Source organism: Afipia sp. P52-10 (assembly GCF_000516555.1).
Classification (GTDB): domain Bacteria; phylum Pseudomonadota; class Alphaproteobacteria; order Rhizobiales; family Xanthobacteraceae; genus P52-10.
The window spans coordinates 848,728-874,693 of record NZ_AZSJ01000007.1 but is presented as its reverse complement, the minus strand read 5'-3'; the positions used below and the strand labels follow the sequence as shown (position 1 = coordinate 874,693).

General features: G+C 62.0%; 25 protein-coding genes. 20 read left to right on the top strand and 5 right to left on the bottom strand.

Annotated elements, in window-relative coordinates:
- Nucleotides 1-125: 125 nt before the first annotated feature.
- Complete coding sequence (locus tag X566_RS21330) at nucleotides 126-1,370, bottom strand: CaiB/BaiF CoA-transferase family protein (RefSeq protein WP_051444410.1); 1,245 nt, start codon at nucleotides 1,368-1,370, stop codon at nucleotides 126-128.
- 194 nt (nucleotides 1,371-1,564) lie between these two features.
- Between X566_RS21330 and X566_RS24110 the strand changes: the two genes are divergently transcribed.
- The 5 genes from X566_RS24110 to X566_RS24850 all read left to right on the top strand — a co-directional run bounded on the left by X566_RS24110 (nucleotide 1,565) and on the right by X566_RS24850 (nucleotide 6,993).
- Entirely contained in the window at nucleotides 1,565-2,305 is a 741-nt protein-coding gene (locus X566_RS24110) for an IclR family transcriptional regulator (RefSeq protein ID WP_051444409.1), read from the top strand.
- Nucleotides 2,306-2,458: 153 nt separating this feature from the next.
- Nucleotides 2,459-4,063: a tetratricopeptide repeat protein gene (locus tag X566_RS24105; RefSeq protein ID WP_051444408.1), complete on the top strand. Its 1,605-nt coding sequence runs from the start codon at nucleotides 2,459-2,461 to the stop codon at nucleotides 4,061-4,063.
- A gap of 8 nt (nucleotides 4,064-4,071) precedes the next feature.
- A complete protein-coding gene (locus X566_RS21315; protein ID WP_051444407.1) occupies nucleotides 4,072-4,617 on the top strand; it encodes a DUF2889 domain-containing protein in 546 nt (181 codons plus the stop codon).
- 448 nt (nucleotides 4,618-5,065) lie between these two features.
- Nucleotides 5,066-6,568: a porin gene (locus X566_RS21310; protein ID WP_034471349.1), complete on the top strand. Its 1,503-nt coding sequence runs from the start codon at nucleotides 5,066-5,068 to the stop codon at nucleotides 6,566-6,568.
- Between the two features lie 236 nt (nucleotides 6,569-6,804).
- Nucleotides 6,805-6,993, top strand: coding sequence for a hypothetical protein (locus tag X566_RS24850; RefSeq protein ID WP_152540009.1), 189 nt, complete (start codon nucleotides 6,805-6,807; stop codon nucleotides 6,991-6,993).
- A gap of 381 nt (nucleotides 6,994-7,374) precedes the next feature.
- Here the strand turns inward: X566_RS24850 and X566_RS21305 are convergent, their stop codons facing one another.
- A complete protein-coding gene (locus X566_RS21305) occupies nucleotides 7,375-9,861 on the bottom strand; it encodes a transglycosylase SLT domain-containing protein (RefSeq protein WP_409337846.1) in 2,487 nt (828 codons plus the stop codon).
- Nucleotides 9,862-10,252: 391 nt separating this feature from the next.
- Here X566_RS21305 and dapA point away from each other — a divergent pair, with 391 nt between their 5' ends.
- The 4 genes from dapA to X566_RS21285 all read left to right on the top strand — a co-directional run bounded on the left by dapA (nucleotide 10,253) and on the right by X566_RS21285 (nucleotide 12,751).
- Nucleotides 10,253-11,143 carry a 4-hydroxy-tetrahydrodipicolinate synthase gene (gene dapA, locus X566_RS21300; RefSeq protein WP_034471347.1) on the top strand — a complete coding sequence of 297 codons (891 nt, stop codon included), beginning with the start codon at nucleotides 10,253-10,255 and terminating at the stop codon, nucleotides 11,141-11,143.
- Nucleotides 11,144-11,218: 75 nt separating this feature from the next.
- Entirely contained in the window at nucleotides 11,219-11,629 is a 411-nt protein-coding gene (mscL, locus tag X566_RS21295) for a large conductance mechanosensitive channel protein MscL (RefSeq protein ID WP_081740386.1), read from the top strand.
- Nucleotides 11,630-11,680: 51 nt separating this feature from the next.
- The gene (smpB, locus tag X566_RS21290; RefSeq protein WP_034471345.1) at nucleotides 11,681-12,154 is read left to right on the top strand and encodes an SsrA-binding protein SmpB; all 474 of its coding nucleotides are present in this window, start codon (nucleotides 11,681-11,683) and stop codon (nucleotides 12,152-12,154) included.
- Between the two features lie 15 nt (nucleotides 12,155-12,169).
- Nucleotides 12,170-12,751 carry a peroxiredoxin gene (locus tag X566_RS21285; RefSeq protein WP_034471343.1) on the top strand — a complete coding sequence of 194 codons (582 nt, stop codon included), beginning with the start codon at nucleotides 12,170-12,172 and terminating at the stop codon, nucleotides 12,749-12,751.
- Here the strand turns inward: X566_RS21285 and X566_RS21280 are convergent.
- The gene (locus X566_RS21280) at nucleotides 12,748-13,371 is read right to left on the bottom strand and encodes a uracil-DNA glycosylase (RefSeq protein ID WP_051444405.1); all 624 of its coding nucleotides are present in this window, start codon (nucleotides 13,369-13,371) and stop codon (nucleotides 12,748-12,750) included. The genes X566_RS21285 and X566_RS21280 overlap by 4 nt on opposite strands.
- A gap of 61 nt (nucleotides 13,372-13,432) precedes the next feature.
- Complete coding sequence (locus X566_RS21275; protein WP_034471341.1) at nucleotides 13,433-14,080, bottom strand: NYN domain-containing protein; 648 nt, start codon at nucleotides 14,078-14,080, stop codon at nucleotides 13,433-13,435.
- Between the two features lie 333 nt (nucleotides 14,081-14,413).
- Here X566_RS21275 and rpoZ point away from each other — a divergent pair, with 333 nt between their 5' ends.
- The 10 genes from rpoZ to X566_RS25100 all read left to right on the top strand — a co-directional run bounded on the left by rpoZ (nucleotide 14,414) and on the right by X566_RS25100 (nucleotide 23,144).
- On the top strand, nucleotides 14,414-14,806 hold the full coding sequence (rpoZ, locus tag X566_RS21270; protein WP_034471339.1) for a DNA-directed RNA polymerase subunit omega: 393 nt from the start codon (nucleotides 14,414-14,416) through the stop codon (nucleotides 14,804-14,806).
- Nucleotides 14,807-15,076: 270 nt separating this feature from the next.
- Nucleotides 15,077-17,371 carry a bifunctional (p)ppGpp synthetase/guanosine-3',5'-bis(diphosphate) 3'-pyrophosphohydrolase gene (locus tag X566_RS21265; protein WP_034471337.1) on the top strand — a complete coding sequence of 765 codons (2,295 nt, stop codon included), beginning with the start codon at nucleotides 15,077-15,079 and terminating at the stop codon, nucleotides 17,369-17,371.
- Between the two features lie 35 nt (nucleotides 17,372-17,406).
- A complete protein-coding gene (locus tag X566_RS21260) occupies nucleotides 17,407-18,204 on the top strand; it encodes a pyridoxine 5'-phosphate synthase (RefSeq protein WP_051444404.1) in 798 nt (265 codons plus the stop codon).
- Between the two features lie 15 nt (nucleotides 18,205-18,219).
- Nucleotides 18,220-18,651, top strand: coding sequence for a holo-ACP synthase (gene acpS, locus X566_RS21255; RefSeq protein WP_034471335.1), 432 nt, complete (start codon nucleotides 18,220-18,222; stop codon nucleotides 18,649-18,651).
- Nucleotides 18,652-18,907: 256 nt separating this feature from the next.
- Nucleotides 18,908-19,666: a signal peptidase I gene (lepB, locus tag X566_RS21250; RefSeq protein WP_034471333.1), complete on the top strand. Its 759-nt coding sequence runs from the start codon at nucleotides 18,908-18,910 to the stop codon at nucleotides 19,664-19,666.
- Nucleotides 19,667-19,818: 152 nt separating this feature from the next.
- Nucleotides 19,819-20,592, top strand: a complete 774-nt coding sequence (rnc, locus tag X566_RS21245) for a ribonuclease III (RefSeq protein ID WP_034472670.1) — start codon at nucleotides 19,819-19,821, stop codon at nucleotides 20,590-20,592.
- Complete coding sequence (gene era / locus X566_RS21240; RefSeq protein WP_034471331.1) at nucleotides 20,585-21,502, top strand: GTPase Era; 918 nt, start codon at nucleotides 20,585-20,587, stop codon at nucleotides 21,500-21,502. The genes rnc and era overlap by 8 nt, the downstream gene beginning before the upstream one ends.
- 7 nt (nucleotides 21,503-21,509) lie before the next feature.
- Nucleotides 21,510-21,896: a hypothetical protein gene (locus X566_RS21235; protein ID WP_034471329.1), complete on the top strand. Its 387-nt coding sequence runs from the start codon at nucleotides 21,510-21,512 to the stop codon at nucleotides 21,894-21,896.
- Between the two features lie 41 nt (nucleotides 21,897-21,937).
- On the top strand, nucleotides 21,938-22,696 hold the full coding sequence (recO, locus tag X566_RS21230) for a DNA repair protein RecO (RefSeq protein ID WP_034471326.1): 759 nt from the start codon (nucleotides 21,938-21,940) through the stop codon (nucleotides 22,694-22,696).
- Between the two features lie 52 nt (nucleotides 22,697-22,748).
- A complete protein-coding gene (locus X566_RS25100) occupies nucleotides 22,749-23,144 on the top strand; it encodes a hypothetical protein (RefSeq protein ID WP_160170505.1) in 396 nt (131 codons plus the stop codon).
- Between the two features lie 121 nt (nucleotides 23,145-23,265).
- Here the strand turns inward: X566_RS25100 and X566_RS24495 are convergent, their stop codons facing one another.
- Nucleotides 23,266-23,553 (bottom strand): hypothetical protein, encoded by a 288-nt coding sequence (locus tag X566_RS24495; protein ID WP_081740380.1) that lies wholly within the window; start codon nucleotides 23,551-23,553, stop codon nucleotides 23,266-23,268.
- Between the two features lie 143 nt (nucleotides 23,554-23,696).
- On the opposite strand from X566_RS24495, the gene parC reads away from it, so the two are divergent.
- Nucleotides 23,697-25,952: a DNA topoisomerase IV subunit A gene (gene parC / locus X566_RS21215; RefSeq protein ID WP_034471321.1), complete on the top strand. Its 2,256-nt coding sequence runs from the start codon at nucleotides 23,697-23,699 to the stop codon at nucleotides 25,950-25,952.
- Nucleotides 25,953-25,966 lie beyond the last annotated feature (14 nt).

The window sequence follows — 25,966 nt, the reverse complement described above, 5'->3', positions numbered from 1 at the left end:
CCTTGAAGCGAACTTCGGATTGAAAGGGACACGCGCTCGTTATGATTGGGTCGTGCGGCTTTGGTCCGGACCTTCTCGTGCGCGCGGTGTACGGTTACACCGAAGAGAACGTCCGAACCGATGCACTAAATGTCGCCGGCCTTGCGGAGGGCTTGGATTTCATCCGGCGAGAGCTTCAGTTCGCCGCCATAGATCGCGTCGATGTCCGCGCCCATTTCGCCGCTCGGCTTGTATTCCGGCGGCTGCACGCCGCCGTAACGCACCGGGCTGCGCATCACGACCAGCTTGCCGTATTCGGGGTGGTCGATGTCATGCACCATGCCGCGCTCGCGCAGATGCGGATCGGCCAACACTTCGTGCAGCGTCCGCACCGGCGCGCAAGCCGCTCCGGTCTTGTTCAGCAGTTCGAACAACTGCATGCGGGTGTATTTGGATGTCTCCGCATTGATTTCCGCATCAAGTTCGTCCATGCGGTTCACGCGTTCGATCAGCGGATTGTACTTCGGATCGGTCGCCCAATCCTTGCGCTTCAGCGCCTTGCCGAGCGCGACCCAGTGGCGTTCGTTGTTGCAGATGATGGCGACGAAGCCGTCGGAAGCCTTGTAGACGTTGTATGGTGTCAGCGACATGCCACCGTGCCGGTTGCCGGTGCGCGCGACATAGGTCTTCTCGTCGCTTGAGATCGCCAGCGCGAAGTTGGAAGCGAGCGTCGGATAGATCGCTTCCATCATCGCGACCTCGGTCGTCAGCACCTGACCGGTGCGCTCGCGCGAGAACAGCGCAGTGACGATCGAGCAGTAGAGATGCGTACCGGCGGCGAAGTCGACAAGGGCAGGGCCGGCTTTGACCGGCGGCCCGTCCGGATAGCCGGTCGAGTGCATGATGCCCGCAACCGCCTGCACCGTGAGATCCATGGCGGGGTAGTCGCGATAGGGGCCATCGTTGCCGTAGCCCGAGGTCTGCGCGATGATGAGGCGCGGGTTGACCTCCTTCAGCTTCTCCTTGGTGAAGCCGAGGCGGTCCATTACGCCGGGGCGGAAGTTCTCGACCAGCACGTCGGCGGTCTTCACGAGCTCCAGGAAGATCTCCGCGCCCTTCTTCGATTTCAGATTCAGCGTCACCAGCCGCTTGTTGGCATTCAGCATCGCGAACGGCAGCGACGCGCCCTGACGGCCGTCGCGCTTGCGCAGCGTCTCACCTTCCGGCGGCTCGATCTTGATGACCTCGGCACCGGCCATCGCCATCATGAAGGTGCAGTAGGGGCCGCTGTAGATGCGCGTGAGGTCGATCACGCGAATGCCCGCGAGCGGCAATTGCGGTGTGGCGCTTTTCGCCGGAGCGGCGTGCGCGTCGGCTGCGATCTTGTTCATGAGAAATTGTTTCCCGTTTTGCCCAGTGCGGCGGCTTCTTCTCGTTCCAATATATGGAACTTTGTTCCGGTATAAGGTCCGGCACCCGGACTTCTTTGTCAACCAGTTGGAACGTCAGGTCCACTGCGCAATACGGCGGGCCGATATGCAGAAATATGTTCCATGATTTAGAACATGGTTGTATAGTGCGCCCCATGGATACGACCATTGCCAAGGGATTGCGGATGCTCAATCGCATCGCCCAAGCGGATGCGCCGGTCGGCGTGACCGCGATGGCGAAAGAGATGGGGCTTGAGAAAAGCAACGTGCATCGCACGCTGACGACGCTGCTGACGCTCGGTTACGTTCAGCGCGACGCAGCGACTGGACGCTACGGGCCGACGCTCAAAGTGTGGGAGCTCGGCATGAAAGTCGTCACGCGTCATCCGATGGTGCGCGCGGCGCGCCCGTTCATGCAGATGCTGCATCAGCAGACGCAGGAAACGATCCACCTGACGATCCTCGATGGCGCTGATTGCATCTATCTCGATCAGATCCGTGCGCCGGTGCCGGTGCGTATCACGCCAGTCCCGGGCCATCGCGCGCCGGCGATCTTCCCAGCTTCGGGCAGGGTGCAACTCGCGTTCCAGCCAAATGCCGAAGAGATCGTCACCGAATTCCGCGCAACGCATCCGCGCGGCAAGGAGATCAAGCCTGCGGCGGTGCTGCGCGAGTTTGCGATCATCCGACAGCAGGGATTCACCTACACGGAGAGCGGGTGGAGCACCGGTATCAACAGCCTTGCAGGTGCGATCATCGGCCGTGACGGTATTTCGGTCGCGGCGATCGCGGTGTCCGGGCCGGCCGAGCGTTTGACGCGCGAACGCATGGAAGGGCTGGTCGATCAGGTTCTAAATGCCTGCACCCAGGCGGGAGATACGCTGCGCGGTTCGTGAACCGCGGCGCTTTGCCGAGGCTTTTGCCGTCACATGCTTCCTCTGATATGAGGACGTCCTTGGCGGAACGTATTCTAATATCTACGTCTAGCGGACCTGAAAGGTCCGTGCATTGCTCCGATGTATTTTGAGGTTTTGTTTGGCGAGGCCTGAATGGGTGTTGGCGTTGAGTTGGATCAAGCCGATGCTTTGATGAATGCCGGACATATTCCGCAAGCCATCGCCATTCTCAGCAGGATCATCGCCAAGAAGCCGAAGGAAAGCCGCGCGCTGCATAGTCTGGGTGTCGCCAACGCGCTCACCGGCCGGCACCAGGAGGCGGAGAGCCTGCTGCAGCGGGCCAAAGCACTTAAGCCGCAGTCAGCGCAAATCCTGACGGATCTCGCGACGGTGCTGATTATGCTGCGGCGAGATGCCGAAGCGCTCGCCTTACTCGAGAAGGCTTGCAAGCGAGAGCCGGACTTGCGGCTGCCGGTTTTCTATAGAGGCGTAGCGCTGACAAATCTGAGGCGGCATGACGAAGCGCTCGCGGTTTTCGAGCGGTTGCTCCAGATCGATCCGGCAAATGCCGTCTACCAGCAGAACTACGCGACGGTGCTCAGCAAACTGGATCGTTTCGAAGAGGCGGAAGCAATTGTTGATCGGCTTCTGGTGCGCGGCGGCCCGACGCGCGAACTGATGCCCCTCAAATACGTTGCCGTGGCCAATCGCGAAAACTTCCCTGAGGCATTGAATATTCTCGACCACTTCATCGGGCGGACGCCCGATCATGTGGAGGCTGTTCTCTATCGCGGTTATCTCAATCTGCTGCGAGGAAAGCTGCTTGAGGGCTGGTCCGACTACGAAGCTCGCTTGAGGCGGCCGGGGATCAGCACGCTTCCTGCCTATGACGAGAGCGACGTGCCGCATTGGCACGGTGAGCCGATACAAGGTAGGTCGCTGCTTGTGTACAGCGAGCAGGGGCTTGGCGATCTGTTGCTGATGAGCCGCTACATCCCGTTGCTTGTAGTGCGGGGCGCGGAGGTCATCTTCCAGGTGCCCGCGCTCATGACGCCCATTCTCCGCACGCTATCCGATCGCGTCCGCTATGTGGACGCGATCCCGACCGATAACAGGCCGGACTATCAAATCCCGCTGATAAGCCTGCCGCACCGGTTCAAGACCGAACTGTCGACGATTCCGCCGACGCCTTATCTTTTTGCCGATACCGCCAAGGTAGCCTATTGGCGGGATGTTATCGGCACGCAAGGCCTCAAGATCGGGCTCGCCTGGCAAGGCAATCCGGATTTTGCCCAAGACACCGCGCGATCGATTCCGCTTCGCGACTTCTATCCGCTGTCCCAAATTCCGGGCGTTCGGCTGATCAGCCTGCAGAAGAACCACGGGCTCGAACAGCTTGCCGATCTGCCAGGTGAGATGACGATCGAGACTCTCGACAGTTCAGGGACCGACGGCTTTGTTGATGCTGCGGCGGTGATGCGGAATCTTGATTTCGTCGTGTCCTGCGATACGGCTATTGCCAATCTGGCCGGGGCGCTGGGCGTCGAGGGGTGTGTTGCCGTTCCTCATCTGGCCGACTGGCGGTGGCTGTTCGATGTCGAGCGCAGCCCATGGTTCCCGACCCTGCGGGTCTGTCGTCGCGGCAAGACGTCAAGCTGGCACGGTGTGGTGGAACAGATATGCCGTCACATCGAGTTGACGCTGTCCCCGGACGCAGCGAGGCTGCCGATGGATCGCAACAAAGAACAAACAGGATAGATCGAACGATGCCGCTTCCGCCGCCCGCCGCGCAACGCAAGCACATTCACACCCGCCGCATCGCCTGCGAGGTCTACGAGCGCGAAGACGGACTGTGGGATGTCGAAGCCAATATGATCGACACCAAGACCTATGATACCGAACGCGGCAAGGCGGGACAGCCGCTGCATAATATGTGGGTCCGGCTGACGCTCAGTGAAGATATGGTGATCCGCAGCATCGAGTCGGCGATGGACGCTTTCCCGCAAGCGGTCTGCCCCATGGCGGTGCATCCGATGCAGGACCTGATCGGCTTGAAGATCGGTGCCGGATGGCAGGCCGAGGTGCGCAAGCGCGTCGGCGGCGCTCTCGGCTGCACGCATCTGCGCGAGCTGCTGGCGCCAATGGCGACGACGGCGATGCAGGGGATGGGCGGAGTGCTGCGCGCGCGCGGGACTGGCCAGCCCCGGCAGGGCAAGGGGACCTGCTATGCAAAGTCCGACGAGGAGGATCGTGCGCGGTATCGGCTCGCCGTCGTAGCGCGGGCTGCAAAAGCCGCGGTCCCGGCTCGATAGCCGCAATGGTGTGCCGAAACCCGACCTATCTCCGCGCAATGGTTTACCGCGGATCGGGGACCGAGCAGCAAATCAGTCTCGCGGTGAGCCCCCTGCGAGTCCCTTTATTCTCCGTCATCTCCGCGACACTGCGATGGCGGGGAGGGATATTTGCGCTCGCTAACTGTGCAATGCACAATTTGCAGGCGTCTGTTTTATCAAGCTATTTCAGATGGTTACCGGGCGTTGCCGATTTCCGGGACGTGCCTTTTGTGCAACAGGTGTGATCTATCTGTACGTGTCCGTACGGTTTCCGTTGCGGTTAGTACGGTTCCGGTCAATCTTCGTTTTGCGACAGAGGGGGGCAATCCCGAGTCGTCCCGTCTGGGGGTTCGCTTGAGGCCGCTTGCGATTGTGCGGGGGTGCAAAGCAACGCGGCGGGTGAACAGAGCAAACTTGGAGGTTTGAGATGAAGATGGTTAAGAGCCTTCTCCTCGGCTCGGCGGCAGGGTTCGTCGCACTGGCGGGGGCGCAGGCAGCCGATCTTCCCGTAAAGGCCAAGCCGGTCGAATACGTGAAGATCTGCTCTCTGTACGGAGCGGGATTTTATTACATTCCTGGCACCGACACCTGCATTCGTATCGGCGGTCACATCCGCGCCGAGGTGAGCTTCGGCAATGCGCGCGGTACCGGTCTGCAGGCGTGGGGCATCACGAACGACGGTGCGGCGACCAACACCCGCGATCGTGACTATTTCTTCACCCGTTCGCGCGTGTTCCTGAACATGGACACCCGCACGCAGACTGCTTACGGCACGCTGCGTACGTTCTCGGTGGTTCGCGCCGAGGTGAACACGCCGGTCGGCACGCCCTCGACTCCGGGCATCATCGCGATCGATACCGGCATCATCCAGTGGGGCGGTTTCACGATCGGCCGCGCGGGCACGTCGTACTTCGACAACCCGTGGGCTTACGCCTACAAGTGGGGCATCAACGGTTCGCTCGGCTGGCCTGACACGGCGGGCGGCCGCTTCGTCGCTGCCTACACCCACCAGTTCGGCAACGGCATCTCCGCCACGCTGTCGGTGGAAGACAACAAGGAGCGCAAGCGCGGCAACTACAATGGCGCCAACGCGCTGACGCAGCTTGGCGTCGCCGCGATCGGCACCGATACCCGTGGTGGCAACACCTGGCCGGAGGTCGTGGCTCAGCTCCGCATCGACCAGGCCTGGGGTGGCTTCCACATCGCCGGCAATATCGTGAACAACCATGTGGCCTATGGCTGCGGTGCGTCGGGCGCGACCTGCACGGAAATCACCGGCATCACGCCGTCGGATAAGATCGGTGGCGGCGTCAACGCAGCGCTCAAGTTCAACACGCCGACCGGCGTGAACGATGCCCTGTACATCGGTGGTGCCTATGCTGTCGGTGCTTCGACCGACGTGTTCGCCAACATCGGCCAAGGTGCTGGTTTTGGTCTCTTCGGCAGCAGCAGCACCCGCTACCAGAGCTTCGTCGGCGGCTACCTGTTCGACTCGGTGTACGACACCCGGACCGGAACCGGTCAGCAGTTGACCACCACCTACGGCGGTACGGTGGCCTTCGAGCACGGCTGGAACGCCGAGTGGCGGACCTCGCTGTTCGGTGGTGCGCAAGTGATCGACTACAACGCGGCGGCTAACGCGATCCTGTGCTCGCGCATGACCGCGGCCGGTGGCGGCGGCACCCTGTCGAACTTCAACACCACCTGCAACATGGACTACCGCATCGTCGGTGTCGGCTCCCGGACCTACTGGACCCCGGTTCGCGACCTGACCATCGGTTTGGAAGTGATGTGGACCAACCACCACTCTGGCAACAAGGGTGCGACCTTCACCCCGGTCAACGTCCAGGACTACAAGCCGACCGTGCCTTACGAGATCAAGGACCAGAACGTGATCTCGGGCATCTTCTCGGTTCGTCGCTTCTTCTGATCGACGTAAGCTGAGCGGCATTACGATCCCCGGCAGGGCAACTTGCCGGGGATTTTCTTTTTGTAGGAAGGATCAGTCTAGTGTTGCGGGCGTGTTTGGGTATGGCTCGCGAGCGCGGCTCGAAGCCTACACATTGTCGTGTTGCTGGTGGATTCTTCAAAATCCGGTCGTGGAAACCGGTAATGATGCGGCAATTAGATGTGCCGCACGACGGCTGACGGAAACAGAGACGGACGATGCTTGAGCGAACGAGCGAGATGCGTATTGCGGCGGCCACCGAAGAGGTCTCCCGTTATGTCGCGGAGATCGCCCAGATGCTGAAGGATCTGGCCAGCCGCCCGGCTATCGACAACGATCAGCTCACCAGAATCGCAACTGCAACAGCAGAGATCCAGCAGATCGTGGTGCTGATGCTGCAGCGATGAGAGGGCCGCTGAAGAATCGGGCTCGGAGGCACCGATGCATTTCGCGCGCAGCCTGCCCGGGACTTGATCCAAGAGGGATACCGGTTCGCGCGAAGAGAAAGCGTCAAACAAGAAGCCGAAGCTTTCGGCTCCAAGGCGATCAGAACCGAGTGCTCGATGAATCCGCGAGGGTCATTACCATCGCGCCAAATTTTCAAACGTTTGCTTTGAAAAGAGGCTTATCGAAATCGCGCCGCAGGTTTGCGCTGCGCGCGCGTTATTCCGATCTGGATCATATCTTAAAGTATGATCCGGAAAAGCGCGAAGCGGTTTTCCGAAAAGATCGTGCTTAAGCAACAACAACCTAAATGCGAGGATGATTCATTCCAATCCCATCGCGCTTTAGTTATCGTCCGCTGCCGACGCGCTGACCGTACTACCGGCGCCGCGCTTCAAATCCGCTTCGATCAAAAGACGGGAGCCGCCACCGAAGCGCGCGCGATAGACCTGGACGTTTTCCATGATCCGCTGCACGTAGTTGCGGGTCTCCGAGAACGGAATCCGTTCGACCCAATCGATTGCGTCCACGTTCGGATCGCGGGGATCGCCGTACTTCGCGATCCACTCCCGTACGCGGCCACGACCGGCGTTGTAGCCGATGAAGGTCAGGATGTAGGAGCCGCGATAGTCGCTCACCAGTGCACCAAGTTCTGCTGCGCCGAGCATGGCATTGTAGGCCGGGTCGGACAGCAGGCGCTTTGGATCGAACGTCGCGCCGTAGCGGCGGGTGACCGTCTTGGCGGCCGCTGGCGTCACCTGCATCAGACCCATGGCCTTCGCCGGTGAGACCACCGTCGGATTAAACGCGCTCTCCTGCCGGGCGATTGCGAAGACCAGTCCGCGTTCGACCTCGGGTCCGATGGTCTGGTAAGCGGGAATTCCGGAGACGGGGTAGGCGTAGTGGTCGAACGGATAGCCTCGGTTGAGTGCTCCCTTGCCGAGGATCAGCATGCCGCGGGCATCGCGATAGCGCGCGGTGGCTTCGGCGAGGGCCGTCAGCGCATCGATGTCTTCGACCCGATCGGCAAGATCGGACAGCATCGTGGCGGCCAGGTCGCGTTCGTCGATCGCATAGAGCAGTTCGACGGCGCGCGCGACCTCGAACGCGCCGGTGCCGCGCGCGGCGGTCGGCGGTTCGCGCAGGCCAAGCTGCGGCAGTCCGAGCTTGGCGCGCGCGAGCTGGCCATAGTAGCTGGTGGAGTGTGCTGCGCCCGATTGATACGCGGCCCGTGCGTCCTGCGTCCGTCCCATGGCTTCCAGGGCGCGGCCTTGCCAGTAACCCGCGCGAGCGAGGGCCGTCGGATTACTCGAGCCGACGCCGATGCGCGAGAAGTGTTGCAGGGCTGTCGCAGGATCGTTGAGGAAGCGCAGCGCGATCCAGCCGGCGGTGAATTCCTGTTCGGTCTTGTAAACGTCACGGGACGGTAGCGCCGCGTCGCGGGCAATCGCGTAGGCGGTCCGATAATCGCCGAGGTCGAGCAGTTTGCGCGCGATCAGGCGCCGTTCGATCCACCATTCGTCCGGGTTGCCGAGCTTCGACAGGTCGCGTGGCGCGCTCAGCATCAGTTGGCCTGCTTCGGCGATCTTGTCGGCTCGCCGCAGGTGCTGAATGCGCCCGAACAGATAGCTTGCGTCGCCATGTGCCTCGCGCGGCACGGCATCGAGCAACGCCTTGGCGTTTCCGGCTTTGTTGTCGACGGCGATGCGCGCCCGCGCGATCGCAACCTGCGTGCCGCCCAGCCGCTGCGCGGCGCGCAACGCGCCTGCGGTGTCGTTGGTGAACAGCAGGTAGTCCATGCGTGTTTTATGGTCGCCGGCGGTCAGCAGCGGCCCGAACATGTCCAATGCGCGTGCCTCGACGTCCTTCGACATTGGATCGTTGCGCCAGGCGTCGCGGACCTCGCGTGCTGCCCCATTGCGATCGCCACGGGAGAGCAGCGCGCGCGCCAGCACGAAGTGTCCCTTGGCGCCGAGCGGCCGTTCGTTGGCGAACCAGGTCAGCACGGCGTTGTCGTCGCGGTTGTCGTCCCAGAGCGAGGCCTCGCCGCGGCGTCGCAGGAAGGTCACGCTCGGCCATCCGGGATTGGCGTTGATGAAGGCGCGATAGCGCTCCATCGATGCGCCGTTGCCTTCGCTGCGAAGGATCACCCACTCGGCGACTTTCTGGGCGACGGGATCGCTGATGGCGCCCTGGAGTTGGGTTGCGTCGCCAGGCTTGCGCTGCCGTACGGCTTCGATCACCCGTTCCAGGGTGTCGCGATCGGCTTGCGACGTAGTGCTCGAAGCGGCAAGGGCGGCTGGCGCGCCGCTGCGGCGCGGAGGCGGCACCGATCGCTGCGGCGGGAGCGTCGCGGTCGCAGCCGGGCTCGCCTGACTTTCCGGCACTCTCAATGGCTGAGCAGTCGCTCGGGCCGCAGGCACGGGCACAGACTTCGGTGGCTTTGCCGCTGTTGCCGGCTTGACTACGGGTTTTGCGGCTTGCGGCTTGGTCGGCGCGGCCTTGTCCGCTTGCTGGGTTTTGCCGGATTTCGCAGCAGAGTGCTTCGTGCTCTCGGATTTAGGAGTTCCGGACTTGGGACTCTCGGACTTGGGACCCTCGGACTTGGCGCTCTTTGCCTTCGTGTCAGATGGCTTTGCGCCGGCTTCCTTGGCCTTACTGCTGGCGGGCGGCTTGGTCGCAGCCGCGCTGGTCGCCTTGCTGTCGGTTGATTTGGGCTTGGCATGTGCCTGCTTGGCGGACGCCTTCGAATCCTGCTTCGCCGCTGAAGCGGTCTGCTCCTGTTTCGTCTGCGCGAAAACCGGCGCGCTGGCGCAGGGCGCAGCAAGCACCAGCGCCGCAAGGCTCGACGCGGTCAGAAAACGGACGAGGGAACGGTGCACCGTGCCTCGGAGTTCCGAACAAGCCGATGCGTCGTGTGTCAGCGTTTCGAGGGCCAAATGTCCTACCCCTGGCGGCGAATCGGACGGCGATGCCGCAAGCGACAATCTATTGCATTGCTTAGGTTGATAAACCGCGAACGCGAAATGCCACGTTTATGGCGGCGCTCCTTGGCGAAATCGAGGCCAATCAGCGGTTTGAGAGGAGCTTTATTCTGGTCCGCCGGCGGACGGTCGTCTGTCCACCGTAGCTCTTTCCTCCGGGCGGCGGACCCGTTATTGATCGCAAATCGCGGCGAAACAACGCAAAACAGCCGCAGCCGCGACGAATCTGGAGATGACAATGGCAGCCAAGACGAATTTCAGGGGGTCCTTTACCGCCTTGGTGACGCCGTTCAAAAATGGTTCGCTGGACGAGGCTGCGTTTCGGGCGCTGGTGAATTGGCAGATCGAAGAGGGAACTCATGGGTTGGTGCCGGTGGGAACCACCGGCGAGAGCCCGACCTTGAGCCATGACGAGCACAACAAGGTGGTCGAGTGGTGCGTCGAGGAAGCAAAGGGCCGTGTGCCCGTTGTAGCCGGTGCAGGCTCCAACTCGACGGAGGAGGCGATCGGCCTCGCCAAGCATGCGGAGAAGTCGGGCGCCGACGCCGTGCTCGTGGTAACGCCTTACTACAACAAGCCGACCCAGGAAGGGCTCTACCAGCACTTCAAGGCGATCAACGATGCGATCGGCATTCCGATCCTCATCTACAACATTCCCGGCCGTTCGGTGATCGACATGTCGGTCGAGACGATGAAGCGCCTGTTCGCCCTGACGAACATCGCCGGCGTCAAGGATGCGACGGCCAACCTGGTGCGGGTCTCGCAGCAGCGTTCGGAGATCGGAGAAGACTTCAATCAGCTTTCGGGAGAGGATGGCACGGCGCTCGGCTTCAATGCGCATGGCGGCCATGGTTGCATTTCGGTGACCTCCAACGTTGCACCGCGCCTGTGCTCGGAATTTCAGGCAGCCTGCCTGCGGGGCGATTATGCGAGCGCGCTGAAGCTCCAGGACAAGCTAATGCCGCTGCACGTCAACCTGTTCATGGAAACCAGTCCGTCGCCGGTGAAGTACGCGCTGTCACTGCTTGGCAAGTGCGAGGACACGGTGCGGTTGCCGATGGTGAAGGTTTCCGAGCCGACCAAGGCCGCTGTTCGCAGTGCCATGGTGCACGCCGGCTTGTTGAATTGAGCCGCCCGTGCATTTTCCGTCAGTTTTGCGTTGAGCTCCAGTCGTTGAACTCTGGTCAAAGGGGGGATTTCAGCCGTGTGGAATGAATTCAAGGCCTTCGCAATGCGAGGCAATGTCGTCGATCTCGCCGTCGGCGTGATCATCGGTGCCGCGTTCGGTGCGATCGTGTCGTCGCTCGTCGGCGACATCATTATGCCGATCATCGGCGCGATCACCGGCGGCCTCGACTTCTCCAACTACTTCACGGCGCTGTCGAAGTCGGTCACCGCGACCAACCTCGCCGATGCGAAGAAGCAGGGGGCGGTGCTGGCCTGGGGCAACTTCCTGACGCTGTCGCTGAACTTCCTGATCATCGCGTTCGTGCTGTTCGTCGTCATCCGCCTGCTCAACCAGCTCAAGGCCAAGGAGCCGCCGCCGGAGGCTCCGAAGCTGACTGCGGATCAACAGCTCCTCACCGAGATCCGCGATCTGCTGAAACAGAAGTAAGCCCGGTTCGCGCGAGGTTGCGACCTGGGTTTGCACGATTAAGTTTGCATCATGGCTGACACGCAACCGCGCGCACTCAAGGTCGTGGCCGACAACCGCAAGGCCCGCTTCAACTATGCCATCATGGACACGTTCGAAGCGGGCGTTGTGTTGACCGGTACCGAGGTGAAGTCGATCCGCAACGGCAAGGCGACCATCGGCGAATCCTATGCGGACTCGCGCGATGGGGAGCTTTGGCTCGTGAATGCGAATATCCCCGAATACCTGCAGGCCAACCGCTTCAATCATGCCCCCAAAAGGCCGCGTAAGCTGCTGATGCATCGTCGGCAGATCAACAAGCTGATCGGCGCGGTCGAGCGGGAGGGGATGACCCTGATTCCGCTCAAGCTCTATTTCAACGAGCAGGGGCGGGCCAAGGTCGAACTCGCTCTCGCCAAGGGTAAGAAGCTGCACGACAAGCGCGAGACCGAGAAGAAGCGCGACTGGAATCGGGAAAAGGGCCGGTTGCTGCGGGCCAGAGGCTAAACGCGAGGGGGCGCGATGGCGAACCAGCGTGATCTGCTCGATGTCGATTGGAATAGGATTCCAGCGCCCGTCGATGACGGGGCCGCGACGCATCTTATCGGTGCCAAAATACCATCGATCTTTCTGATCGCAACCGATGGCCGCGGGATCGATCTGGCCTCGTTACAGGGGCGGACCGTGGTGTTTGCGTATCCTCGCACTGGCGAGCCGGGAAAGCCTTCGCCCGTCGACGATTGGGACATGATTCCGGGCGCGAGGGGCTGTACGCCACAGACCTGCTCGTTCCGCGATCTGTTTGCCGATTTGCGCGCGGCAGGGGCTGACCATGTGTTCGGCCTCTCGACCCAGGATACGGCCTATCAGCGTGAAATGGCCGACCGGCTGCATCTGCCATTTGCGGTGCTGTCCGATCAGACGCTTGCACTGGTGCGGGGGATGAAGCTTCCGACGATGCAGGTCGCAGACATGACGCTGATCAAACGACTGGCGTGGATCAGCGACAACGGGCGCATCGCCCATGTGCTCTATCCCGTGTTTCCGCCGGACAGAAACGGGCCGGAGGTGTTGGCGTGGCTAAAGGCCAACCCGCCGCGCTAACCAGCGAGATCGGCGCGGACGCGCGCAAACACGGCGCGAAACATCTTCGGGGTGAGCACACCCGTGTTCGTGTTGTAACGCGAGCAGTGATAGCTGTCGTAAAGGCGGCGCTCGCCGAGATCATGCACCGCGCCATGGGCGAACGGAGTCCGCGCTGCCCGCAGTCCCAAGGCCTTGACCGTGGAGTCATGGGCGATCCGTCCGAGCGCGACGATTGCTTTCAGGCGTGGCTTGCCTTCGATCAGCGCGATCAGGAACTGCCGACAGGTGTTGATCTCGGCCGGTGTCGGCTTGTTTTGTGGCGGCACGCAATGAACGGCGTTGCCGATCCGGCAGTCGATCAGTTCGAGGCCGTCGTCCGGCCGCGCCTGATAGTCGCCGCGGGCGAATCCAAACTCCAACAGCGTCGGATAGAGCAGATCGCCTGCGTAATCGCCGGTGAAGGGGCGGCCGGTGCGGTTGGCACCCTGCAGCCCTGGCGCGAGGCCGACGATGAGGACGGACGCGTCGGCAGGGCCGAATGCGGGAACCGGGGCGTTGAACCAGCCCGGTTCCCGCGCGCGGATGTCGGAACGAAAGGACGCAAGGCGAGGGCAGAGCGGGCAGTCACGATCAGGCACGACTTCACCCGTCGCGACCTGTCGTGCGACCGGTTGCGTGCCAGCCGTGCGGCCGGCTTGATCAGCGATCCTCGAAATCGTCGTCGTCGTCCCCAGCGCGTGATGCGATGGTGCTACGTTGCAGGAATTGCGGCGTGTGTCGAGACTCGCGCCCTTCGCGCGGAGCGCGCTCCACACGTTCGGACGGGTCGCGACCGATCTTCGATTGCAGCGTGGCGAGATCGGTGAACACGTCGGCTTGGCGGCGGAGTTCGTCGGCAATCATCGGCGGCTGGGTGGAGATGGTGGAGATGACGGTGACGCGGACACCGCGACGCTGCACAGCCTCGACCAGCGAACGGAAGTCGCCATCACCGGAGAACAAAACGATCTCGTCGACGTGTTCGGCGAGTTCCATGGCATCGACCGCGAGCTCGATATCCATGTTGCCTTTAATCTTGCGACGCCCGGTCTGGTCGATGAATTCCTTGGTGGCTTTGGTGACGACGGTGTAGCCATTGTAGTCAAGCCAGTCGATCAGTGGGCGGATCGACGAATACTCCTGATCTTCAATAATGGCCGTATAATAGAATGCTCGAAGCAACGTTCCGCGACCCTGGAACTCCTTGAGAAGCTTCTTGTAGTCGATGTCGAACCCAAGTGTCTTGGCAGTCGCGTAAAGATTGGCGCCGTCAATAAACAGTGCAATCTTGTGGTTTGTAGAAGGCATTAAGGTCTCTTAAGTTGGTCGTTAACGTATGTCTGTTCGCAGCCCCCCACAGGCACGTCCAGTCAAACCATTGCAGCCCTACAGCAGCACCGCTACGCATCAAACACGCAAATCACGCTGAGGTTATCAAACCCGAAAGACGGGAGGCAGGATTGCACGGCTTCGCCGTAACTCGCATTAGACGATGCAGCTTACGGATGGCCAGCAACCTGCTGTGGAATCAAGCCAAGTTTAAGGCGCGACTACACTTTATCCTTGCGCTCTGGGGCTCGCCGCTATACCTAGCGTGCAACGATCCAACCCGTTCCGTTTTCATTCTCGGAGAAGCAGTCGATGGCTCGCGTCACTGTGGAAGATTGCATTGATAAGGTCGATAATCGCTTCGATCTGGTGCTGCTCGCGGCACATCGCGCCCGGATGATCTCGTCCGGGTCGCAACTCACGATTGACCGCGACAACGACAAAAACCCCGTTGTGTCGCTTCGTGAGATCGCTGAAACGACCATTTCGCCGGAAGATCTGCGCGAAGAGCTCGTTCACTCATTGCAGCGGTTTGTCGAAGTCGATGAGCCAGAGCCCGACACCGTCCCGCTGATTGGATCGGCCGGCGCGAGCGTCGATGCGGACGATACCGAGGTCGCAGTCGAGCGGATGACCGAGGAAGAGCTCCTGAAGGGACTCGAAGGCCTCACGCCGCCGGAAGAGCAGCCGGAAGAGGATGAGTGATCGATCGCTGACCGATCATCGCTGACGATTTCGTTGAAGGCCCGGAGCACATCCGGGCCTTTGGTTTTCGGCCTTTGCATTTATTGAATATTTTAGCTGTTTGCTTGCCCTTGGCGGGAACTAGCGCAATATTGAAGGCATTCGGACCTTTCTGCCGCTCGCCGTCCCTGCAAGCCTGCGTGCAGGCTGAGGCCCGTTTCATGGCTGGTTCCGCTCGCGCTTGGCGCTGGCTGCCGGACCGGGAAACCCAGATGAAAAGGCAAGGCAATAATGGCGGTCGGACGCCGCAGTTCGAAACAGATGGAAGCGGCGACAGGCACGGTTGCCGAGGCGCCGACGTCGGTGTCAGCAACGCCGCGCGCGCCGGCTTCGCGCGTCCGCATGATGCGTCAGTACGATCTCGTCGAGAAGGTGCGTGCCTATAATCCCGACACGGACGAGGACCTGCTCAATCGCGCCTATGTCTATGCGATGCGCGCACATGGCGAGCAGACGCGCGCCTCGGGCGATCCGTATTTTTCCCATCCGCTCGAAGTGGCGGCGATCCTCACCAACCTGAAGCTCGACGATGCGACCATCGTCGCCGCGCTGTTGCACGATACGATCGAGGACACCGAAGCGACGCGCGCGGAGATCGATCACCTGTTCGGTCACGAGATCGGCGGGTTGGTCGAAGGCCTCACCAAGCTGAAAAAACTCGACCTGGTGACGCGCGAGGCAAAGCAGGCGGAGAATCTGCGCAAGCTTCTGCTCGCGATTGCCGACGATGTGCGCGTGCTGCTGGTGAAGCTTGCGGACCGGCTTCACAACATGCGCACGCTGGAGTTCGTGCCGCCGGCCTCGCGCCGCCGCATCGCCGAGGAGACGCTCGACATATACGCGCCGCTCGCCGGCCGCATGGGCATGCAGAGCATGCGCGAGGAGCTCGAGGATCTTGCGTTCCGCGAGCTCGATCCCAGCGCCTGCAACGTCGTGACCGAGCGGCTGAATGCGCTCGCCGAGCGCAATCGTAATCTGATCGGCGAGATCGAGAGTCAGCTCGTGAAGAGCCTGGCCGAGCGCGGCATGAAGGCGATCGTGAAAGGCCGCCGCAAGCGCGCATTCTCGATCTGGACGAAGATGGAGCGGAAGTCGGTCGGCTTCGAACAGCTATCCGACATCTTCGGCTTCCGCGTGATCGTCGACACGGTGGAAGACTGCTATCGCTCGCTCGGCATCGTGCACACGGCATGGCCGGTCGTGCCCGGACGTTTCAAGGACTACATCTCGACGCCGAAACAGAACGACTACCGCTCGATCCACACCACCGTCATCGGCCCGGGCAATCAGCGCGTCGAGCTGCAAATCCGCACCCGTGAGATGAACGAGATTGCCGAACTCGGCATCGCTGCGCATGCGCTCTATAAGGATGGGATCGGCACTCCGACCGAGCAGCTTCTAAAGCGGGAGTCCAACGCCTATGCCTGGCTGCGCCATACCATCGAGGTGCTGGCGGAGGGATTGAACCCGGAGGAGTTTCTCGAGCACACCAAGCTCGAACTGTTTCACGATCAGGTGTTCTGCTTCACCCCGAAGGGCAAGCTGATTGCGCTGCCGCGCAAGGCCAATGCAATCGATTTCGCCTACGCGGTTCATACCGATGTCGGCACCAGCGCCGTCGGCTGCAAGATCAACGGTAAATTCGCGCCGCTCGCCTCGGAGCTGCAGAATGGCGATGAGGTCGAGATCATGACATCGCCGGCGCAGTCGGCGCCGCCCGCCGCCTGGGAGCAGCTTGCGGTGACCGGCAAGGCGAAGGCCGCGATCCGCCGGGCGACTCGTGCCGCGATCCGCGATCAGTACGCAGGCCTTGGCCGGCGCATTGTCGAGCGTTTGTTCCAGCGCGCGAAGATCGAGTATGCGGACGACAAGCTGAAGGGCGCGCTGCCGCGGCTTGCACGCGTTTCGATCGACGATGTGATGGCCGCGGTCGGGCGCGGCGAGATGAAGGCGTCCGATGTCGCCCGTGCGATGTATCCGGACTACAAGGAGGAGCGTGTCGCGCGGTTCGGCCCAACCGGCACCAAGAAGGCCAAGCTGTCGCCTGCAGCCTCGCAGGCGGCGCAAGCCCAGAACGCGATACCCGTTCGCGGCATCAATACCGACTTGCCGGTACGTTTCGCGCCGAATGGCGGCGCCGTGCCGGGGGATCGTATTGTCGGCATCGTCACGCCAGGCGAGGGGATCACGATCTATCCGATCCAGTCGCCGGCGTTGAAGGATTTCGAGGACATGCCGTCGCGCTGGCTCGATGTGCGCTGGGATGTGGACGAGTCGACGCCGCAGCGTTTCCCGGCGCAGCTCTTCGTCCAGCAGGTGAACGAGCCCGGCAGCCTTGCACAGGTCGCGACGGTGATCGCCGAGCATGACGGCAACATCGATCACATCCACATGAGCCGCCGCTCGCCGGATTTCACCGAGCTGACCATCGATCTCGAGGTCTACGACCTCAAGCACCTCAATGCCATCATCGCGCAGCTGCGCGCGAAAGCCGTCGTTGCACGCGTCGAGCGCGTGAATGGCTGACCGATCAGCTGCCGTTATCTGAAAGAAGTCGCGCAATGCCTCCAGTTCCACCGCTTCGTCTCGGGGTCAATGTCGATCATGTGGCAACCATCCGTAACGCCCGCGGGATCGATAAGCCTGACCCGGTGCGCGCGGCCAAACTTGCAATCGAGGCGGGGGCTGATGGCATCACCGCGCACCTGCGCGAGGATCGGCGCCATATTCGCGACGAGGACATGGCGCGGCTGAGGGCCGAGATCTCGAAGCCTCTGAACTTCGAGATGGCCGTCACCGACGAAATGGTCGCGATTGCCCTGAAGACGAAGCCGCATGCGGTGTGCTTGGTGCCGGAGCGGCGCCAGGAGGTCACGACGGAAGGTGGTTTGGATGTGCTCGGCCAGCACAACCGGCTCGTGCCGGTGGTGGCCCGGTTCACGGACGCGGGCGTGCGCGTCTCATTGTTCATCGGCGCCGATCCGGCGCAGATCGAGGCGGCCGCGCGCGTTGGCGCTCCCGTCATCGAAATCCATGTCGGTGCCTGGTGCGAGGCCATCGCCGTCGGCGATCGCGCCACAGCAGACGCTGAATGGCAGCGGATCGTCAAGGCAGCGGCGCTGGCGCAGGCAGCGGGGCTGGAGGTGCATGCCGGCCACGGCCTCGATTATGAAACGGCTGAGATCATCTCGTCGCTGCCGGAAATCGCCGAACTCAATATCGGTCACTTCATGATCGGCGAGGCGGTTTTCGTCGGGCTTGCGCAGTCCGTGCGTGATATGCGCGCGGCGATGGAGCGCGGTCGGGCGCGTGCCAGGACGGCAGCCGACCAAGCCAAAGACCATGCGCAGACCAAGTAATCCGGATACCCACACATGATCATCGGCATCGGCTCCGACCTGATCGATATCCGCCGTGTCGAGAAAGTGATCGCGCGTCACGGCGAGCGCTTTCTGTCCCGCATCTTCACGGATCTGGAGCGGGCCAAGGCCGAGCGCCGGGCGGCGCAGACGCGCAACTATGTGTCGACCTACGCCAAGCGCTTCGCGGCGAAGGAGGCGTGCTCCAAGGCGTTGGGAACGGGGATTCGCCAGGGGGTCTGGTGGCGGGACATGGGGGTGGTCAATCTGCGGGGTGGCAAACCCTCCATGGCGCTCACCGGGGGGGCTCTGGAGCGGCTGCACAAACTGACCCCGCCCGGGCACGTCGCACAAATTGATCTGTCGATTACCGACGATTGGCCACTGGCGCAGGCTTTCGTCATAATTTCGGCGGTGCCGGTGGGCAAAAGCGCAGCGGACACCTGATCCGGCCTGGCCGTGCGGCGAGCTTCGCCGAATCAAATAATGCTGAACTTTCAAATGATTGGGGTGTTTTTCGCAGGCCTTTGATTGCGCGCTCCGGCGCAACGGTCTAAGACTGCGAAAAGGGCGCTCGGAGTGCGATCGGAAAGGCGGGACGGTTCTCCGGAAGATCAATTCAGCATGGCGGATTGAGATTTCGGTCCTGTTCCATCACCTGGAATCAGGTCTAGCGTCGCTTTCGGCTGGCAATGGAATAGAGATGAGCGTGACTTCTGGGGCAAAATCCGAAAGCGGCGTCGGCGAAACCATTCGCGTCGTGGTCCATGCGCTGATCATCGCCTTGGTGATCCGCACTTTCCTGTTTCAGCCGTTCAACATCCCCTCGGGGTCGATGAAGGCGACGCTGCTGGTCGGCGACTACCTGTTCGTCTCGAAGTACTCATACGGCTATAGCTACTATTCCATTCCTTTCTCGCCGCCGCTGTTCTCGGGGCGGATTTTCGGCTCCGATCCGGCGCGCGGTGACATCGTCGTGTTCCGCCTGCCGAAGGACGACTCCACCGACTACATCAAGCGCGTTATCGGCCTGCCGGGCGACAAGGTGCAGATGCGCGACGGGCTGCTCTACATCAACGGCACGCCGGTCAAGCGCGAGCGGGTGGCTGATTTCGTCGGCGAGGACCCGTGCGGTTCGGATGCGATTTCGCGCGTCAAGCGCTGGAAGGAAACGCTTCCGAACGGCGTCAGCTATGAAACGCTCGATTGCGTGGACAACGGCTTTTACGACAACACCATCGAGTATGTCGTGCCTGCCGGACACTTTTTCATGATGGGAGACAATCGTGACAATTCCACCGACAGCCGCGTGCTGTCGGCCGTTGGCTACGTGCCGTCGCAGAACCTGATCGGCCGCGCGCAGTTGATCTTCTTCTCCATCGCCGAGGGTGAACAGGCGTGGCAGGTCTGGCGTTGGCCATTCGCCGTTCGCTGGAATCGGCTGTTTACCATCGTGCGATGACTGACGATCTGCCGGGCGATCTTCCTCCAGGCGAAAAAGCTGGGACGCGGCCGCGCGCGCAACGGGATGCCAAAGCCGAAATCGCGACGGCCGGCGATGTCGAGGCGGCCGGTCGTGAATCCGAGGCTGAGTCCAAATCTGCGTCCAAGCCTATGTCAGCGTCCGAGGACACAACGGACGGAGCTGCGAAGCCGACCAAACGCAAACGGCGCAAGGCCACGGCCCGCGAGAACGCCAAAGCGATCGAGGAGCGGATCGGCCATACCTTTTCGGATCCGTCCCTGCTGACCACGGCGCTGACGCATGTGTCGGCGCTGAAGTCGCCGAACGATCGCGCTGCCTCTTATCAACGGCTGGAATTCCTGGGTGACCATGTGCTCGGGCTCGTAATCTCGGACATGCTGTATAGGGCCTTCCCGAAAGCTGACGAGGGGGAACTGTCGAAGCGGCTGGCCGATCTTGTTCGACGGGAGACCTGCGCGGACGTGGCGAGAGCGATGGGTTTGCACGAGGCGATCAAGCTCGGCGCGGTCGGGTCGGCAGGTGCCGGCGAGCGGCTGCGCAAATCGGTGCTCGGCGATATCTGCGAGGCGGTGATCGGGGCGGTCTATCTCGACGGTGGATACCCGGCTGCGGCGAAGATGATCGGCGATGCCTGGGCCGATCGCATGCGCAAGCCGATGCGGGCCTTGCGCGACCCGAAAACCGTGCTGCAGGAGTGGGCGCAGGGCAAGGGGCTGCCGACACCGGCCTATCGGGAAGTCGAGCGCACCGGGCCGCATCACGATCCGCAGTTCCGTGTCGCCGTCGACCTGCCGGGGTTGGCACCTGCCGAGGGTGTCGGAAGTTCGAAGCGTAACGCGGAAAAGGCGGCAGCGTCCGCGCTTCTGGTCCGCGAGGGTGTGATGGGCGGTGGGGATGTCTGACCACGAGGTGGGTGCGGCAACGCGCTGTGGGTTCGTTGCTCTGATCGGAGCCCCCAATGTGGGCAAGTCAACCCTGGTGAACGCGCTGGTCGGCTCGAAGGTCTCGATCGTCTCCTCCAAGGTGCAGACCACGCGGGCGCTGATCCGCGGCATCGTGATCGAGGACCGCTCGCAGATCATTCTGGTCGATACCCCGGGCATTTTCGCGCCGAAGCGCAGGCTCGATCGTGCGATGGTAACGACCGCCTGGAGCGGTGCGCACGATGCGGATCTCGTCTGCCTGCTGCTTGACGCCCGCAAGGGCATCGACGAAGAGGCGGAGGCTGTATTCGAGAAGCTGAAACAGGTGAAACACCCGTTGTTTCTCGTGATCAACAAGATCGACACGGTCGCGCGCGACACGCTGCTTGCCTTGGCGCAACGGGCAAACGAGCGACTGAGCTTCGAGCGCACGTTCATGATCGCCGCGATCTCTGGAGATGGTGTCGCCGATCTCCGCCGCGCGATGGCCGAGACCCTGCCTGCCGGGCCGTTCCTTTATCCGGAAGACCAGATGTCCGATGCGCCGCTGCGCAGCCTCGCCGCCGAGATCACGCGCGAGAAGATATACCGCAAGCTGCATCAGGAACTGCCGTATCAGTCCACCGTCGAAACCGACACATGGACCGAGCGTAAAGATGGCTCCGTCAAGATCGAGCAGACGATCTTTGTTGAACGCGAGAGCCAGCGTAAGATCGTGCTCGGCAAGGGCGGCGCGACGATCAAAGCGATCGGCGCAGATGCACGGCGCGAACTGAGCGAATTGATCGAGCAGCCCGTGCATCTGTTTCTCTTCGTAAAGGTGCGGGAACATTGGGGAGACGATCCGGACCGTTATCGCGAGATGGGACTGGAATTTCCGAAGGAATGAGGCCGACGTGACCATTCCAAGGGACGTTCTGAGGTTCGAGGCCTATCTTTATGCATCACTGCTGATCGACGCGCTGTCGGCCGGATTCCTGAGCGCCGTGCCGGACGATGCCACCGATGATGCGAGACTGTTCGTCAATCTGCTGACCGTTCTGGTCATTGCCGCGCTCGTTTATCTGGTCTGGCTCGCAGCCCAGCACCGCAGGAACTGGGCGCGTTGGACGCTTGCCGGCCTGTTTGGGCTGACGGCGTTGCTGTTTGTCGGCAGCATGGGCGAACTGGAGCTCAGCTTCCGCATGATTGCGGATTTCGTCTCGCTCGGTCTGACGGCAATTGGCCTCTATTTCGCATTTACGGCCGAGGCGAGCCGTTGGTTCGAGGCCCCCAAGTCTTGAGAAACGCGACAGCCGATCGCGGAATCCTGTAAACTGCCGGAATGGAATGGACCGATGAAGGCATCGTGCTGGGTGTCCGGCGGCATGGCGAGGGCAGCGTCATCGTCGAATTGCTGACGCGCGAGCGGGGACGGCATCTCGGGCTTGTTCGCGGCGGCACGTCCGCACGCATGCGCCCCGTGCTTCAGCCGGGCAATACAGTGCGGGCGGTGTGGCGTGCGCGCCTGGATGAGCATCTGGGCATGTATGCGCTGGAGGCCCTGCAACTGCGGGCGGCGCACATGCTGACCTCGTCCCATGCCGTCTACGGGGTCACCCATCTTGCAAGCCTAGCGCGGCTGTTGCCGGAGCGGGATCCGCATGCCTCCCTGTATGAGATGCTGGAAACGGCGCTGAACGATTTCGACGACGCCGGCGGGGCTGCTGTCCATGTCGCGCGGTTCGAACTGGCTATGCTGGCCGAGCTTGGTTTCGGTCTTGACCTGTCCGCATGCGCGGCGACCGGAGCAACCGAGGATCTGATCTACGTCTCGCCGAAATCGGGCAACGCGGTTTCGCGGACCGCTGGCGAGCCATGGCGTGACCGGCTGCTGCGTTTGCCGCTATTTCTCCGAGAGGATGCACAATCGATCGATCCGCATCCAACCGACGACGACCTGCGGGACGGCTTTGCGCTCACCGGCATGTTCTTGATGCGGCACGTGCTGGAGCCTCGCGGACTGATGCATTCGGATGCCCGAGCGGGGTTTATCGCGTCGGTCTTGCGTAAACGGGCCAGTCTCGTGGCGTCAGCATCTTGAAATAGAAACGGGCCGGATTTGATCCGGCCCGTTCGCTCTCAGGCGATCAGCGGTGGATATGGTGCCGGCGGTGATGGTGATGCCGGTGGCGGTGATGATGGTGCCGCGGGATAACCACGTGCGGCACGATGTGATGGCGGTGATGCCGGTAGTGGCGGCGGTGATGGTGCCGGCGATGATGGTGATACTGTGCGAGAACCAGCGGGTTCGCATCTTCAGCGGCGATGCTGCTATTGATCGAACTGGAGCTCGCGGCGCCCGGCAGGGCTTGCGCCCCACTTGCGACGAAGGCTCCCGTGACAGCGATGATGGCTGCAAACATCAGGCGACGCATTTTTTGTTTTCTCCGTTGGGTGCGAATGAAAGCCCTTGGCGACGTGCGCGTCACCAAGGGCCGACCAATCTAACCGGAAGATCGGAAACAAGTTCCAAATTCCGCAAATCCTGACCGAAGGGCAGGGGACGAGTTTTTGCTGTGCTCAAGTTTTTGCTGCGCTACAGCATTTCCTACAGCATTCGATGCTTGAGGCGGCTCCACGCATCTGCACGATCAAGCTCGCCTCCGCGGATCACCAACGGTGGTGGTGTCGGTGGTGATGGTGATGCCAGCGATGCGGGCGGTGGTGATGGTGGTGATGATAGAACCGGGGCGGGGCGTAGTAGCGCGGACCCGTGTGATAGCATTGACGGACCCAGGCCCAGCCATTCCAGACCGGCCGACAGACCAGTCGGACATTCTCGACGAGACTGTTGCTGTCGCTGGCGAGACCAGGGTTCACAGCGCCGGGAAGCGCCTGCGCGCCTCCGGCGAATGAGCCTGCCAGGGCCAGAACGGCGGCGAACATCAAGCGACGCATTCGGTTTTTCCTCCATTCGCTTTGAACCGGTCGCGGCCACGTCGTCGGCCGCGGTTCGGAGAGGAGATCACCCAATTGCGAGCAAGTGATGACCTGGTCATTCATTTCTTGTTCATCCTCGCGGCAGGGGTTATCTCCCTGCCATGGGCAAAACACTGATTCCCCCTGAGCCCCCCGAGGTTCATGAAATTCCGCTGCGTGAGGCGCTCGAGGAGCGCTATCTCGCCTATGCGCTCTCGACGATCACGCATCGTGCGCTGCCTGATGTGCGCGATGGTCTGAAGCCGGTGCACCGGCGCATCCTGTACGGGATGCGGCTGTTGCGCCTTGACCCCGGCAGTCCGCCGAAGAAGTCGGCCAAGATCGTCGGCGATGTGATGGGCTCGTTCCATCCGCATGGCGACCAGTCGATCTACGATGCACTGGTACGTCTCGCGCAGGATTTTTCGTCGCGTTATCCGCTGGTGGATGGGCAGGGCAATTTCGGCAACATCGATGGCGATAATCCCGCAGCCTATCGTTATACCGAAGCCCGGCTGACCGAAGTCGCGCGTCTCTTGCTCGAAGGGATCGACGAGGACGCGGTCGATTTCCGTGCGAACTACGACGGTACCTCGAAAGAGCCTGCGGTTCTTCCCGGCGCGTTTCCGAATTTGCTCGCAAACGGTGCCCAGGGCATCGCCGTCGGTATGGCGACATCGATCCCGCCGCACAACGCAGCCGAACTGTGCGACGCGGCGCTGCATCTGATCGATAAGCCTGCCGCGAAGTCACGCAACCTTTTGAAGTATGTGAAGGGCCCCGACTTTCCGACCGGCGGCATCATCGTCGATTCCCAGGAGACCATTGCCGAGGCGTACACCACCGGCAAGGGCGCTTTCCGCGTTCGTGCCAAGTGGCATCAGGAGGAAGGTGCGCGGGGCACCTGGGTTGTCGTCGTCACGCAAATTCCATGGCTGGTGCAGAAGTCGCGCCTGATCGAGCGCATCGCCGAACTGCTGAACGAGAAGAAGCTGCATCTGGTCGGCGACATTCGCGACGAGTCTGCGGAAGACGTGCGTATCGTCATCGAACCGAAGTCGCGCAACGTCGATCCCGCGTTGATGATGGAGTCGCTGTTCAAGCTCACGGAGCTTGAGAGTCGCATCTCGCTCAACATGAACGTGCTGATCAAGGGGCGCGTGCCGAAGGTCGTCGGCTTGGCCGAAGTGCTGCGGGAGTGGCTCGATCACCGCCGCGACGTCCTGATCCGCCGTTCGCGCTATCGTCAGCAGCAGATCGAAAGCCGGCTTGAAGTGCTCGGCGGCTATCTGATCGCCTATCTGAACCTCGACAAGGTGATCAAGATCATCCGCACCGAGGATGAGCCGAAGCCGGTGCTGATCAAGACCTTCAAGCTCACCGAGGTCCAGGCCGATGCGATCCTCAACATGCGCCTGCGCTCGCTGCGCAAGCTCGAGGAGATGGAGATCCGCACCGAGGACAAGGATCTGCGGACGGAGCTGAAGGGCATCAAGGCCGTGCTCGCTTCGGAAGAAGAACAGTGGAAGCGGGTCGGCGAGGAGATCCGCAAGGTGCGCGAGACGTTCGGGCCGAAGACTCCGCTCGGCAAGCGCCGGACGACGTTCGCCGATGCGCCGGAGCACGATCTTGCGGCGATCGAGGAGGCGTTGGTCGAGCGCGAGCCGGTGACCGTGGTGGTGTCGCAGAAGGGCTGGGTTCGGACGCTGAAGGGACAGGTGGCTGATCTCTCGAACCTGACCTTCAAGACCGACGATAGGCTGGGCTTCGCCTTCTTCGCCGAAACGACGTCGAAACTGCTGCTGTTCTCCACCAACGGCAAATTCTACACGCTCGATGTCTCCAAGCTTCCGGGCGGACGTGGCCATGGCGAGCCGATCCGCATGTTCATCGATATGGAGCAGGATGCGGATATCGTTTCGCTGTTCGTCAACAAGGGCGGCCGCAAGTTTCTGGTTGCCGGCCGCGACGGCCAGGGCTTCATCGTCAACGAGGACGACTGCGTCGGCAACACGCGTAAGGGAAAACAGGTGCTGAACGTTACGCCGCCGAACGAGGCCCGCGTGGTGACGCCTGTGACCGGCGACACCGTGGCCGTCATTGGCGAGAACCGGAAGATGCTGGTGTTCGGCCTCGATCAGGTTCCGGAGATGGCGCGCGGGCGCGGCGTGCGGCTGCAGCGTTACAAGGACGGTGGTCTGTCCGATATCGTGACGTTCGAGGCCAAGCAGGGGCTCACCTGGAAGGACTCGGCCGGCCGCGAGTTCGGGGCTTCCATGAAGGAGCTTGCGGATTGGCGGGGCAGCCGGGCCGACGCGGGTCGGTTGCCGCCGAAGGGTTTTCCGAAATCCAACAAGTTCGGCTGGACCATCGAGTAAGGTCTGGCACTCTG